The sequence below is a fragment of the Phaeobacter sp. JH20_02 genome, from assembly GCF_048056915.1.
Taxonomy (GTDB): domain Bacteria; phylum Pseudomonadota; class Alphaproteobacteria; order Rhodobacterales; family Rhodobacteraceae; genus Phaeobacter; species Phaeobacter bryozoorum.
Window position 1 is genome coordinate 116,614 of sequence record NZ_JAYMVP010000009.1, and the last position, 13,319, is coordinate 129,932.

Sequence of the window (13,319 nt, forward strand, 5' to 3'; positions counted from 1 at the left end):
ACGGCGCAAGATACCTTAAACGCAAGTCACTATCGCGCTCTTCGCTTAACAGGAAGTGAAGTTTGCGAAATATGGATCTAGCCTCGCGTTAAACGGTGATTTACGAGTTTATAAGTAAAGCAATCGTAAAATGCGATATCAAAACAAGGATTGCAAAGATGATTGATTGGTCACGCGCTAAGGAGCTGCACGAGGAAGTCGGCGCTGAGGACTTCTCTGAAGTTGTCGAGATCTTCCTCGAAGAGGTCGAAGGCGTCATCGAAAAGCTGAGATCTCCGGATCTGACCACCTTGGAACAGGACTTGCACTTCCTGAAAGGCAGCGCCCTCAATTTGGGCTTCTCTCAATTCTCCCGCCTCTGTCAGGAAGGCGAGCGCCGTTCGGCACAGGGCGAGGCAAAGGATGTGGACACAGCCACGATCATCGCCAGCTATGAGGCGTCAAAAGAAGAGTTCCTGCGCGACATGAGCAGCAAGCTCTGAGCCAGTACCTGCTCAGATCACGAATTGCGCCAGGGTTTCATCGCTGGTGATGTCGGTATAGGCAAAGCCGGCAGCATCCAACCGGACGTAGAGATCAGCGAAATTCTCAGGTCGCTTGGTTTCTATACCAATCAAAACAGAACCGAAGTTGCGCGCTGATTTCTTCATATATTCGAACCGGGCGATATCATCCTCTGGCCCCAGAATACCCAGGAACTCCTTCAGTGCCCCGGGTCGCTGCGGCAAGCGCAAAAGGAAATACTTTTTCAATCCCATATAGCGCTGTGCTCGTTCCTTCACTTCTGGCAACCGCTCGAAGTCAAAGTTGCCGCCCGACGTGAGACAGACCACCGTCTTGCCACGGATCCAGGAGCGTACATCGCGCAAGGCCTCGATCGCCAGCGCGCCAGCCGGTTCCAGAACCACACCTTCGACGTTCAACATCTCAAGGATGGTCGTGCAGATCCGATCTTCGGCAATCGACAGGACGTCCGGCAGGGGCACATGTTTCAGCACCTCGAACGGCCGCTCACCGATGCGGCCAACTGCGGCGCCATCGACGAATGTGTCGACATGGTCCAGTGCTACGGGGTGTCCAGCAGTTAGCGCCGCCCTCAGACATGCGCCGCCAGAGGGTTCTGCAAAAAGACAATGCACCTTGTCGCCGAACCAGCGGGCCACGCCGGACGACATGCCACCACCGCCCACCGGCAGGATCACATGATCGGGAACGGCGCCCAGCTGAGCCTCGATTTCAACCGCGATGGAGCTCTGGCCTTCGATGACATCATCATCATCAAATGGTGACAGAAAATGCCCGCCTTCCGTTGCACACCAAGTCTGAGCTGCCGACAGTGTGTCGTCAAAATAGTCGCCAACCAGATGGATTTCGACGTTGTCGCCGCCAAACATGCGGGTCTTCTGGATCTTCTGCTGAGGGGTGGTTACCGGCATAAAGATCACCCCGCGCTTGTCCAGCTCGCGGCACATAAAGGCAACGCCCTGCGCATGATTTCCAGCTGACGCACAGACAAACAGCGACTGGTCCAGCTGCTTACGCATTGCGTTAAACGCACCGCGGATCTTGTAGGACCGCACCGGGCTCAGATCTTCTCGTTTCAGGTAGATATCCGCATCGAACCGTTCCGACAGCAGCGTGCTGCGCTGCAGCGGCGTGGCAGGGAAAATCGCGCGCATGGCCTGTTCGGCGGCCCGGGCCTGGGTCTGAAAATCACTCATGCCACTTGAGTGACCCAACCCCGCCCCCATGACAAGGGGGCAGGATCAAAGCATACTGAAGAATACCGCAGATCAGATCGCACGTTTCTCGACGTAGTAGCCGTATAGTGTAGTGAGAGCACTGATATTCAATACTGCAAGTCCAACCGAGAATATCAGCTGCAGAACAATAGCAATCAACACGGCATCGGCCAGCAGATACAGGATCAGTTCGGACAGCAATTGCAGACCAAAAAGGCAAAGCGCGAGGACAAACAGCGTTCCAAAAGCTCCTGCCGTCAACTCAAACGACTCACCTATCCCAAGTGGTTTGCCCAGCGCTGCCGCAGGTAGGATCAGAACAATCCGATACATGAAGACGGCAATCAATATGGCGATGACGAGCAGGAAAGCGAGGCCAACCATCCCCATTCCGCTAATCAGGGCAATCCCGATAAACATCACCACGCCGATGACAACGATACCGATAACGATCAGCTTGATCAGACCAATGATGTAGTTGCCGACCTCAGCTTTGTAGAAAGATGGCAGCCAGCCGTTGGGGTGTTCCTCCAACAAGACATAGCGATGCCAGACGACCGCGGTCCATGCCCCGATCACACCAACCACTATCGACATCCCTACAATGCGCCACAGAACTGCAAATAATTGCGGGCCCTCCCCCCTCTGCTCCTGCATCCAGCCGCCACCAAAAAGACCGCCAAGAAGCAAATAGGCAATCCCCATGGCAATCAGCGAGGGAACAAGGAAGATCTTCAGAAGCTGCGGCAAATTCCGCTGCACCATGCTTACCGAGTGTAGAAATAGCGTCCAGCCAATCATTTATTCAAACTCCAATACTGCTCAATCGTTGCACGCGACCACTATGCGGACACTCCGGTTCCGATATGGGGAAAACCTTGCTCTTCTGTCAAAAACCGGATAGGCCGCTGGCGTTCTGATCAAGAGGAAATCCCATGTCCGCGCCCAAGAAAGTTGTCCTCGCCTACTCCGGCGGCCTTGATACGTCAATCATTCTGAAATGGCTGCAGACCGAATACGGTTGTGAGGTTGTGACCTTCACCGCCGATCTCGGCCAGGGTGAGGAACTGGAACCTGCCCGCCAGAAGGCAGAGCTGCTGGGCATCAAACCAGAGAACATCTACATCGAAGACGTACGGGAAGAATTCGTGCGGGACTTCGTCTTCCCGATGTTCCGCGCCAATGCCGTCTACGAAGGCCTCTACCTGCTGGGTACCTCCATCGCGCGTCCGCTGATCTCCAAGCGTCTGGTCGAGATCGCCGAGGCAACCGGCGCCGATGCGGTTGCTCATGGCGCCACCGGCAAGGGCAACGATCAGGTCCGGTTCGAACTGGCGGCCTATGCGCTGAACCCTGATATCAAGGTGATCGCCCCCTGGCGCGAATGGGATCTGACCTCGCGCACCCGTCTGCTCGAATTCGCAGAGGCGCACCAGATCCCTGTGGCCAAGGACAAACGTGGCGAAGCCCCCTTCTCCGTGGATGCGAACCTTCTGCACACCTCCTCCGAAGGCAAGGTGCTGGAAGACCCCGCCGTTGCAGCGCCTGACTATGTCTATCAGCGCACCGTCCACCCGGAGGATGCTCCGAATGAAGCTGAATTCATCGAGATCGGCTTTGAAAAAGGTGACGCCGTCAGCATCAACGGCGAGGCAATGTCACCCGCGACCATTCTCACCAAACTGAACGAATACGGCGGCAAGCACGGCATCGGTCGTCTCGATCTGGTCGAAGGCCGGTTTGTTGGCATGAAATCCCGCGGCATCTATGAGACACCGGGCGGCACCATCCTCCTCGAAGCCCACCGCGGCATTGAGTCCATCACGATGGACCGGGGCGCAATGCACCTGAAAGACCAGCTGATGCCGCAATATGCCGAGCTGATCTACAATGGTTTCTGGTACTCGCCCGAGCGCGAAATGCTGCAAGCCGCCATCGACCGCAGCCAGGAACATGTCACCGGCACCGTACGTGTGAAACTGTACAAAGGTTCTGTATCCACCGTAGGCCGCTGGTCAGATCACTCGCTCTACTCCGAAGCACATGTCACCTTCGAGGAAGACGCAGGTGCCTATGATCAGAAGGACGCAGCAGGCTTCATCCAGCTCAACGCGCTGCGACTGAAGCTCCTCGCCGCTCGCGAGCGCCGGTTGAAGAAATGAGCGACCGCGTCGATATCGAAGATGATATAGACGACGATCTGACCGAAGAGATGGAGATGTTCGTCGAGGCGCAGGACACCGTTTGGAACGATGTCCGCGCCGAAATCTCCGCCGGTAAAAAGACGAGCCACTGGATGTGGTTCGTCTTTCCCCAGCTTGCTGACCTTGGCCAGTCCCATATGGCGCAGCTCTACGGGATCGAGGATCTGACGGAGGCCACCGCGTATCTGGCCCATCCGGTCCTGAACGCACGGTTGACCGAGGCGAGCGAGCTGCTGCTCACCCACAAAGACCGCAGCGCCGCGTCCATCCTCGGCGAAACTGACGCCAGGAAACTCTGCTCATCAATGACGCTCTTTGCTGCCGTTCCTGGCGCATCAGATGTGTTTTCACAAGTATTAGAGACGTTTTTCGACGGAACCCCCTGCCCGGTCACCCGTAGCACCCTGTCTTGAAAGCTGACGTAACCTCCCCTTTGGTCACCCTTGCCTGCTGACAGACGGATGCCTAACCCTTGGCGCAAAGATACCGAGGGGGAGACAATGGCACTTCAACCGCTGGCGGATGGTATCCGCGCCGGGCTGACCGGGAAAAACTTTGACGGTTCGTTGAAATTCGATTGCGGCGACGATGGCGTCATCGTTCTCGCAGATGGCGATGCCACGACAGAAAACCGTGACACCGACTGCACCATCCGCATCAGTACCGAAAACCTGAAGAAGCTGCTCACCGGAAAACTGAACCCGATGACCGGCGTGATGATGGGCAAACTGAAAATTTCAGGTGATATGGGGGTGGCAATGAAACTGGGCAAGCTGATCGGCTGATCACGGCGCAGCCCTGCGGCCTGTCATCTTTCCAAAAAATACTCCGGGGGTGAAGCGCCGCAGGCGCGAGGGGGCAGCGCCCCCCTGGTTCCCTTCCGTCAGATCTTTGTCGTTTGCAGCTGCTCGTAATAGGGCAATGCCGCTTGCAGAACCGGTTGCAGTTCATCCGGAACCTCGGGCAACGGTCCTTCTGGTCCTGCGAATTTCGTCGACTGCCAGACAGATCCATACCAATGTGCTGCCCAGATGCCGTCATCCTTGTGTCCGCCCATGGGCCATGACAGCATCTTCGGGGAAAACGGCATCTCGATCCTGTCACAGAGCCGTTCCAGCATCTGCGCGGGATCTCTGCGAATATCGTTGCTGTCCAGAACCACCGGACTCTGACCCCAACTCTGGACCAGATCGAGCAATTCCGCCTGCTGGCGAAACCCTATGTCATCCAACGTCGGATTTTCCCGTTTCTCCGCGTAGGAGGCAATGACCCGCGCCGGATGGCGGATCAGAAACACATTTGTTACCTCACGCATCCAGTCACGGGGTATGCCCTCGATCATATGCTGCGTCATGTGCTTCTGATAGAAAAACGGTTTTGCAGCCGGGACCGGCCCCAGCAACAAATCCACGACCGCTGCCGGCTCCTGTGGCTGGCTCTCCAGGATCTCAGCGCGCATTGGGTGCTCCAGTCCCGTTTTCGCCAGATACGCCGCATAAAAAGGTTCATCCACCACAGCGCAATCGCCGCGATTGCCAAAGGCATACATCATCGCCGTCGACAGATTGCGCGGCCCTGACCACATCGCGATCCGCATCAGGCGCACTCCCGCGCGACGAGATCCTTGTAGAGCGAGCGGATCCGCTCGGTCACAGGCCCCATGGCACCCTCACCGATCTGGCGACCATCAATCTCGCCCACGGGCGTCTGCGCACCAAAGGTTCCGGTCAGGAAAGCCTCATCCGCGCCGTAGGTATCCACCAATGAATAGTTGCGCTCAAAGACAGGGATGTCGTTGGCGCGGCACAGGTCGATCACTTTCTGTCGGGTGATCCCGTTCATGCAGTAGTCACCGGTCGAGGTCCAAACTTCACCTTTGCGAACGATAAAGAAATTGCAGGCGTTCGTCGTGTTCACAAAGCCGTTCACGTCCAGCATCAGCCCTTCGTCGGCGCCCGCCTTCTCGGCTGCGATACAGGCCAAGATGCAGTTGAGCTTGGAATGCGAATTCAGCTTCGGATCCTGCGTCATCGGCAGTCCGCGCAGATGTGGCACGGTTGCCAGCCGGATCGGGCGCGGCAGGTGAGGGCGCGAATGCTCCATGATGATGGTGAAGGTCGGTCCCTGCTGCGACAGCGAGGGATGTTGAAAAGGCCGAGTTTTCACGCCGCGTGTCACCATCAGCCGCGCATGGGCATCTGTGGTCATACCATTGGCTTTCTGCGTGTCCAGCACGACCTGTTTGACCTGATCAGGGGACATGCCGATATCCAGATCAATCGCCTTTGCGGCCTCGAACAGGCGGTCCAGATGCTCATCTATGAAGGCCCAGGTCCCATCATAGAGGCGCAGCCCCTCCCAAACGCCGTCACCCAGCATGAAACCGCTATCATAGACGCTGACCTTGGCGTCAGCTTTCGGAACAATCTCGCCGTTCAGATAGATCAGGATCTCTTCGTTGCGCTGATCTTCTTCCGCTTGGTGCGTACTCATTTTCTTGGTCATCTGCTCCTCCTGCGAGCCGCACGCTAGAAGCATTGGATCCCATTTCCAAGCGGTAACTTCCCGTCACCAAGCCGTGACAAACCATGTCATGTGATTGAGCCCGAAAGAGCCCCGAGCCACAGTAGAGCAACGATGGAGGCCATGATGCGTTCGACCAAATCCCTTAGACCAATCGTACTGACCTTGTTCATGGTGCTGGCCGTGGCCTTGAAAGGTCATCAGGCCCATGCCCAGAACGTCGAAACCCTGACCGTGGCGGGTGGCTGCTTCTGGTGCGTGGAAAGCGATTTTGAAAGCGTTCCAGGTGTTCTCTCGGCAGTATCCGGCTTCACGGGCGGCAGCGTGCCATCACCTACGTACAAACAGGTCACCGCCGGCGGCACCGGTCACTACGAAGCGGTTCAAATCCGGTTTAACCCCCAAAAAGTAACGCGCCAACAGCTGCTGTCCATGTTCCTGAGGTCAGTTGATCCGACAGATGCCGTTGGTCAGTTCTGCGACCGCGGCGACAGCTACAGAACAGCCATATTCGTCTCTGGATCGGATCAGAAATCTGCCGCAGAGGCCGCCAAGGCCAAGGCGCAAGCAGAACTCGGTCAGGCCATCGTCACACCGATCCTGCCTGCAACGGCATTCTATCCCGCCGATGCCTACCATCAGGATTATTACAAAGGGAACCGGCTGGTGCTCACGCGATTTGGTCCCAAACGTCAATCAGAGGCGTATAAGCGATATCGGCAGGCCTGTGGTCGCGATGCAAGGGTCTTGCAGCTATGGGGGGCCGCAGCGCCTTTTGCCAAGCAGCACTAGGTGCGGCACCATGGATAACTGCACGAAAAAGGCGCGGTGGAAAACGCGCCTTTTTCATATTGACTGATTGATGTCGTCAGAAACTTGCGTCTTGCACCTCTTTCAGGTCGGGGATCACATCGGCGGTGCCTTTGCGGGTGACCATCAATGCAGCTGCGCGACTGGCCTGCGCCAAGGCCTGCGCCATCGGCATGCCACGGTCCAATCCCGAGAGCACATACCCCGTGAAGGTATCCCCGGCACCCGTTGTGTCGACCGGAACAACCGAATGCGCTGCAACATCGTGGGTTTGACCACTCTTGCACGCATAATGGCGCGCGCCCTTGGACCCCAGAGTCACGATAACATCTGACACGCCCAGCGCTTCGGGCGTCTTGCCGGTCGCTTCACGCAACTGTTCAGCTTCGACCTCGTTCAGGAACAGATAGTCGAGATACGGCAGGACCGCCTGGACTGCCTCTGCATCAAAAGGCGCGGCGGCATAGGCAACCTTCAGGCCAAGATCGCGCCCCATTCGTGCAGCCTCGGCCTGCATGTTGGTCTCGTTCTGCATCACCAAAATGTCGCCCGCACTCGCCTCTGACAGCGCAGAGCCGACCTGATCTTCGCCGATCTGACGGTTGGCCCCGGGAAACAGGATAATCTGGTTCTCGCCCGACGGATCAACCGCGATGATTGCATGGCCGGTCGGCACCTCCAGCTGCGCAATATGGCGCGCGTCGACGCCATATTCCAACAACCGCGTGACGGCCCAGGCCCCGTCCGGTCCGACCGCGCCAAGATGGCAGACATGACTGCCTGCGCGCGCGGCGGCCACAGACATATTTGCTCCCTTTCCGCCCAGGAACTGCTCCAGCCCCTCCGCCGCAAGAGTTTCCCCCGCAGCTGGCATGTGAGGCAGCGCATAGATCATGTCGGCGTTGATTGAGCCCAAATTCCAGATCGCCATGAAATCACCCGATGTTGCAGGCAGCCAGAACCGCCATGTTCAGAATGTCGTTTGCAGTCGACGTGGTGGAGCAGATCTGGATCGGTTTATCAACACCGGACAGGATTGGACCAACAACTGTCGCGCCCCCCATTTCCTGCATCAACTTGACCGAGATCGACGCAGAGTGCCGCGCAGGCACGATCAGGATATTGGCCGGACCAGTGAGACGCTGGAACGGATATGCCTCCTGTGCCTTGGCGTTCAGCGCCACGTCGACCGTCATTTCGCCTTCGTACTCAAAATCAACGCCGCGCTTGTCCAGAACTGCCGGCGCGATGTGCATTTTCTCAGCCCGTTCGGAGACCGGATAGCCAAAGGTCGAGAAGCTCACAAACGCAACCCGTGGCTCCAGGCCCATATGACGGGCCACCCCGGCCGCATGTTCGGCGATATTGGCGAGATCATTCTCATCCGGCCATTCATGCACCAATGTATCACCGATCAGAACGATACGACCCTTGTGCAGCAGTGCGGTCACACCAGCCGATCCATTTGTCGCATCCGCATCAAACACATGATTGATCTGGTCCAGCACATGCGCCGACTTCCGCGTCGCCCCGGTGACCAAGCCGTCACCATGCCCGTGCGCAAGCATCAGGGCCGAGAACACATGGCGATCACGGCCAACCAGCCGGTGAACATCCTTACGGTCAAATCCCTTGCGATTCAGCCGCTCATAAAGAAAGTCCTTATAGGTTTCGAAATGCTGAGTATTGGCCGCGTTCACGATTTCCAACTCACGAACCGCATCCCCCAGCCCGGCTGTTTCCAGCTTGCTACGCACATCATCGGGGCGTCCAACAACCAGCGCCTTACCAAAGCCGGAGCGTTGATACATCACCGCCGCACGCAAGACGCGGGGATCGTCACCTTCGGCAAAGATCATCCGCGATTGCGCTGCGCGTGCACGCGCGTTCAATCCGCGAAGGATCGACTGAGTCGGATCCATCCGACCACGCAGGCCGTGCTCATAGGCATCCATATCTATGATCGGCCGACGCGCGACACCAGTGTCCATACCAGCCTTGGCAACTGCTGGCGGAATGCGATGGATCAAACGCGGATCAAAGGGAGTCGGGATGATGTAGTCACGGCCAAAGGACAGCGATTTCCCATAGGCCAGCGCCACCTCATCCGGCACATCCTCACGCGCAAGACCTGCCAGGGCATGGGCGCAGGCAATTTTCATCTCGTCGTTGATGGCGCGCGCATGAATATCCAGTGCGCCGCGGAACAGATATGGGAACCCCAGCACGTTGTTCACCTGATTGGGGTAGTCTGATCGGCCTGTGGCGACGATAGCATCAACGCGCACTTCATGGGCTTCTTCCGGTGTAATCTCCGGATCCGGGTTTGCCATCGCAAAAATCACCGGATTGTCGGCCATGGATTTTACCATGTCCTGTGTCACCGCCCCTTTGACAGAAACGCCAAGGAACACATCCGCGTCCTTCATGGCCTCTTCCAGGGAGCGCAGTTCCGTCTTGACGGCGTGGGCTGACTTCCACTGGTTCATACCTTCGGTGCGCCCCTGATAAATCACGCCCTTGGTATCACAGACGATACAGTTCTCATGCCGCGCGCCCATAGCTTTCAGGAGCTCGATACAGGCAATGCCGGCAGCTCCGGCACCATTGAGGACGATCTTCACATCCTCGATTTTCTTGCCAGAGATATGCAGTGCATTGATCAGGCCGGCCGCGCAGATCACAGCGGTACCGTGCTGATCATCATGGAAGACCGGGATATCCATCTCTTCCTTGAGCTTCTGCTCGATAATGAAACACTCCGGCGCCTTGATATCCTCAAGATTGATCCCGCCAAACGTCGGCCCCATCAGGCGCACCGCCTTGATGAACTCATCCGGATCCTCGGTGTCCAACTCGATGTCGATGGAATTCACATCTGCAAATCGTTTGAACAGGACCGACTTGCCCTCCATTACCGGTTTGGATCCAAGCGCACCCAGATTCCCCAAACCCAGCACCGCGGTCCCGTTGGAGATCACGGCCACAAGGTTGCCCTTGTTCGTATAATCATAAGCCGTCTCCGGGTTCGCCGCGATCGCCTCGCAGGGCACAGCTACACCGGGCGAGTAAGCCAGCGACAAATCGCGCTGCGTGGTCATCGGGACCGTTGCGTTGATCTCCCATTTTCCGGGTGTCGGTTCCAGATGGAAGGCAAGCGCCTCTTCGTTGGTAATCTTGGCTTTGGGCATTGGCTTTGGGTGTCCTCTCACTGTCCCAAGCGTCATAGCTCAGCACGCGCATCATCTCAACGAAGTTGCGTTTTCACCTTTCGTCGCAGTCGCCTGATTTGTAAGGTCGCGCCAACCAAATCCCCCATTTTACGGAGCCGAACTTTGTCCACAGTCACGCCGATGATGGCCCAATACCTCGACATCAAGGCGCAGTACCCGGATGCCCTCCTGTTCTACCGCATGGGTGATTTCTACGAGATGTTCTTCGACGATGCCGTAAACGCCGCCGAAGCGCTCGACATTGCGCTGACCAAACGCGGTAAACACGACGGCGACGATATCCCGATGTGCGGCGTGCCCGTCCATGCGGCGGAGGGATACCTGTTGACGCTGATCCGCAAAGGCTTTCGTGTGGCGGTCGGTGAACAGCTCGAAAGCCCCGCAGAGGCCAAGAAACGCGGGTCCAAATCCGTAGTGAAACGCGATGTGGTGCGACTGGTCACACCCGGCACCATCACCGAGGATTCCCTGCTGGAGGCGCGTCGTCATAACTTTCTGACCGCCTATTGCGAATTGCGCGACCAGGCGGCGCTTGCCTGGGCCGATATCTCGACGGGTGCATTTCACGTGATGCCCGTCGCGGCCGTGCGACTATCGCCCGAACTGGCGCGTCTGGCCCCTTCCGAACTGATTGTGGCTGATGGCCCAGCGCTGGATCATCTGCGTCCCATAGCTGACGACCACCAGATCCCCGTGACCCCATTGGCCAAGTCCAGCTTCGACAGCAGCGCTGCTGAGAAACGTATCTGCGATCTGTTCAAGGTCTCGACGCTCGAGGCATACGGCACCTTCAGCCGCGCCGAGATTTCGGCGATGGGCGCGGTTATCGACTATCTTGATATCACCCAGAAGGGCAAATTGCCCCTTCTCCAGCCACCGGTACAGGAAGCCGAAGACCGCGTCGTGCAGATTGACGCCGCAACCCGCCGCAGCCTGGAACTCACCCGCTCGATGACCGGGGGGCGAAGCGGCTCGCTGCTTTCAGTGGTTGATCGCACGGTGACGCCCGCCGGTGGGCGTCTGCTCGAACAACGGCTGTCCAGCCCCTCCCGCAATCTCGATGTGATCAGAGCGCGGTTGGCGTCTCTGGACTTCATCGTCGAGCAAACGCAGCTGGCCCAATCTCTGAGGGCCACCCTGCGCAAGACACCTGATCTTGACCGGGCACTCTCCCGCCTTGCGCTTGAGCGTGGCGGCCCTCGAGACCTCGCCGCCGTACGCAATACGCTGATCCAGGCGGAGGCGATTTCCAATCTCTGCGCGACGATGGAGATGCCTGAGCTGTTGCAGCAGGCACTCGCTGGCCTGACCGGGTTTGATGATCTCCTCCCCCTCCTTGACGCAGCGCTGATCGCAGAACCGCCACTTTTGGCGCGCGACGGCGGTTTCATTGCCGAAGGCTACGACAGCGATCTGGACGAAGCCCGCACCCTGCGCGACGAAGGGCGGTCCGTCATTGCGGCCCTGCAAAAGAAATACTCGGACCACACCGGTATCACTTCGTTGAAGATCAAGCACAATAATGTGCTGGGCTACTTCATTGAAACCACGGCAACCCATGCCGAGAAAATGCTCTCTGCCCCATTGTCAGAGACATATATTCATCGTCAGACCACCGCCAATCAGGTGCGTTTCACCACTGTCGAACTCAGTGAGATCGAAACACGCATCCTGAACGCGGGCAACCTCGCCTTAGAAATAGAGAAACGGCTCTATACAAGGCTTTCCTGCGCTATTCTCGACCATGCCGCGAGATTGAATGCTGCCGCGCGCGGGTTGGCGGAACTGGATCTTGTTACAGCGCTTGCCGATCTGACCCTAGGTGAGAACTGGCAACGACCATCGGTTGATAACTCCCGAGCCTTTGACATCATCGGTGGACGGCACCCAGTTGTGGAGCAGGCCCTGCGCCAGCAGGGTGGAACTTCATTTGTGGCAAATGACTGTGCACTCACGGCCAACGGTGGTGCCGCGATCTGGTTGCTGACCGGCCCGAATATGGCCGGCAAATCAACCTTTCTGCGCCAGAATGCCTTGATCGCCATACTCGCGCAAATCGGCAGCTATGTACCCGCCGACAGCGCTCATATCGGGCTGATCAGCCAATTGTTCAGCCGTGTCGGTGCCTCTGACGATCTCGCACGGGGCCGGTCAACCTTTATGGTGGAAATGGTCGAAACCGCAGCAATCCTCAATCAGGCGGATGACCGGGCGCTGGTGATCCTCGATGAAATCGGACGCGGCACCGCTACCTATGACGGCCTCTCGATTGCCTGGGCAACACTGGAACACCTGCATGAGGTCAACCGAGCCCGGGCGCTGTTTGCCACCCATTATCACGAGCTGACCCAGCTCGCTGGCAAATTGCTTGGCGTCGAGAATGCCACGGTTTCAGTCAAGGAATGGGAAGGCGATGTGATCTTCCTTCACGAGGTGAAGAAAGGCGCAGCAGATCGCTCCTACGGGGTACAGGTGGCCCAGCTCGCAGGGCTCCCGGCAAGCGTTGTCACCCGGGCCCGCGATGTGCTCTACATGCTGGAGGAAGGCAGCCGCAGTGGCGCCGGCAAAATTCAGATCGACGATTTGCCGCTGTTTGCAGCCGCCCCGCCTCCGCAACCGAAAGCTCCGACAGGCCCGTCACAATTGGAACAGCTCTTGGGTGACATCCACCCTGACGATCTCTCACCAAGAGAGGCGCTGGAGGCACTCTACCGCCTGAAGGAGGCCGCGAGCTGACATCGAAAAGCGGCCAGCTTGGATCACCAAGGGCCGCTTGTCATCTTTCCAAAAATACTCGCGCCGCAGGC

Annotated in this window: 12 protein-coding genes; 6 read left to right on the forward strand and 6 right to left on the reverse strand. The window is 57.7% G+C overall.

Annotated features, from left to right (window positions below; all coding sequences use genetic code 11):
• Window positions 1-158 precede the first annotated feature (158 nt).
• The gene (locus VWY34_RS02185) at window positions 159-482 is read left to right on the forward strand and encodes an Hpt domain-containing protein (protein ID WP_340547137.1); all 324 of its coding nucleotides are present in this window, start codon (window positions 159-161) and stop codon (window positions 480-482) included.
• A gap of 12 nt (window positions 483-494) precedes the next feature.
• Here the strand turns inward: VWY34_RS02185 and ilvA are convergent, their stop codons facing one another.
• Together ilvA and VWY34_RS02195 are read right to left on the reverse strand one after the other, a co-directional pair.
• On the reverse strand, window positions 495-1,721 hold the full coding sequence (ilvA, locus tag VWY34_RS02190; RefSeq protein WP_340547136.1) for a threonine ammonia-lyase IlvA: 1,227 nt from the start codon (window positions 1,719-1,721) through the stop codon (window positions 495-497).
• A 72-nt stretch (window positions 1,722-1,793) separates the two neighbouring features.
• Window positions 1,794-2,543, reverse strand: a complete 750-nt coding sequence (locus tag VWY34_RS02195) for a hypothetical protein (protein WP_416544120.1) — start codon at window positions 2,541-2,543, stop codon at window positions 1,794-1,796.
• A 134-nt stretch (window positions 2,544-2,677) separates the two neighbouring features.
• Between VWY34_RS02195 and VWY34_RS02200 the strand changes: the two genes are divergently transcribed.
• The 3 genes from VWY34_RS02200 to VWY34_RS02210 all read left to right on the forward strand — a co-directional run bounded on the left by VWY34_RS02200 (window position 2,678) and on the right by VWY34_RS02210 (window position 4,731).
• Window positions 2,678-3,904 (forward strand): argininosuccinate synthase, encoded by a 1,227-nt coding sequence (locus VWY34_RS02200; protein ID WP_340547134.1) that lies wholly within the window; start codon window positions 2,678-2,680, stop codon window positions 3,902-3,904.
• The gene (locus VWY34_RS02205; protein ID WP_416544121.1) at window positions 3,901-4,359 is read left to right on the forward strand and encodes a DUF1810 domain-containing protein; all 459 of its coding nucleotides are present in this window, start codon (window positions 3,901-3,903) and stop codon (window positions 4,357-4,359) included. Before VWY34_RS02200 ends, VWY34_RS02205 begins: the two co-directional genes overlap by 4 nt.
• Before the next feature lie 87 nt (window positions 4,360-4,446).
• Window positions 4,447-4,731 (forward strand): SCP2 sterol-binding domain-containing protein, encoded by a 285-nt coding sequence (locus VWY34_RS02210; RefSeq protein ID WP_416534335.1) that lies wholly within the window; start codon window positions 4,447-4,449, stop codon window positions 4,729-4,731.
• 98 nt (window positions 4,732-4,829) lie between these two features.
• On the opposite strand, the gene VWY34_RS02215 is transcribed toward VWY34_RS02210, so the two are convergent.
• The gene (locus VWY34_RS02215) at window positions 4,830-5,543 is read right to left on the reverse strand and encodes an HAD family hydrolase (protein ID WP_340547131.1); all 714 of its coding nucleotides are present in this window, start codon (window positions 5,541-5,543) and stop codon (window positions 4,830-4,832) included.
• The gene (locus tag VWY34_RS02220) at window positions 5,543-6,451 is read right to left on the reverse strand and encodes a D-amino acid aminotransferase (protein WP_416544122.1); all 909 of its coding nucleotides are present in this window, start codon (window positions 6,449-6,451) and stop codon (window positions 5,543-5,545) included. The genes VWY34_RS02215 and VWY34_RS02220 overlap by 1 nt, the downstream gene beginning before the upstream one ends.
• A gap of 144 nt (window positions 6,452-6,595) precedes the next feature.
• Here VWY34_RS02220 and msrA point away from each other — a divergent pair, with 144 nt between their 5' ends.
• Window positions 6,596-7,261, forward strand: a complete 666-nt coding sequence (msrA, locus tag VWY34_RS02225) for a peptide-methionine (S)-S-oxide reductase MsrA (protein ID WP_416544123.1) — start codon at window positions 6,596-6,598, stop codon at window positions 7,259-7,261.
• 76 nt (window positions 7,262-7,337) lie between these two features.
• On the opposite strand, the gene VWY34_RS02230 is transcribed toward msrA, so the two are convergent.
• Window positions 7,338-8,210 (reverse strand): ribokinase, encoded by an 873-nt coding sequence (locus tag VWY34_RS02230; protein ID WP_416544124.1) that lies wholly within the window; start codon window positions 8,208-8,210, stop codon window positions 7,338-7,340.
• 4 nt (window positions 8,211-8,214) lie between these two features.
• Window positions 8,215-10,470 carry an NADP-dependent malic enzyme gene (locus tag VWY34_RS02235; RefSeq protein WP_340547128.1) on the reverse strand — a complete coding sequence of 752 codons (2,256 nt, stop codon included), beginning with the start codon at window positions 10,468-10,470 and terminating at the stop codon, window positions 8,215-8,217.
• A gap of 162 nt (window positions 10,471-10,632) precedes the next feature.
• Here VWY34_RS02235 and mutS point away from each other — a divergent pair, with 162 nt between their 5' ends.
• The gene (gene mutS / locus VWY34_RS02240) at window positions 10,633-13,248 is read left to right on the forward strand and encodes a DNA mismatch repair protein MutS (RefSeq protein WP_416544164.1); all 2,616 of its coding nucleotides are present in this window, start codon (window positions 10,633-10,635) and stop codon (window positions 13,246-13,248) included.
• Window positions 13,249-13,319 lie beyond the last annotated feature (71 nt).